The 217-nt window shown below is 59.9% G+C and carries 1 protein-coding gene; it reads left to right on the top strand.

The window, feature by feature from the left end:
- A partial coding sequence (locus tag A3714_RS02485; protein ID WP_231867816.1) for a S41 family peptidase occupies nt 1–217 on the top strand: 217 nt, incomplete at both ends.

Below are 217 nucleotides of genomic sequence, written 5' to 3'. Positions count from 1 at the left end.
AGCGAGGGGGACGAAAAACCGCATCAGGTCACCCTCACACGCGACAAGATCCAGCTGCACAGCGTCAAATCACGCATGCTGGAACCGGGAATGGGCTATTTGCGGATTTCCCAGTTCCAGAACAACACCGGCGACGATGCCCGCAAGGCACTGGACAAGCTGGCCAAGGAAGATACATTGCGCGGCCTGGTGCTGGACCTGCGCAACAACCCCGGCG

The sequence above is a fragment of the Alcanivorax sp. HI0007 genome (genome assembly GCF_001635525.1).
In the GTDB taxonomy this organism is placed as follows: domain Bacteria; phylum Pseudomonadota; class Gammaproteobacteria; order Pseudomonadales; family Alcanivoracaceae; genus Alcanivorax.
The sequence above is the reverse complement of the archived record's forward strand: the minus strand, read 5'-3'. Positions and strand labels throughout refer to the sequence as shown.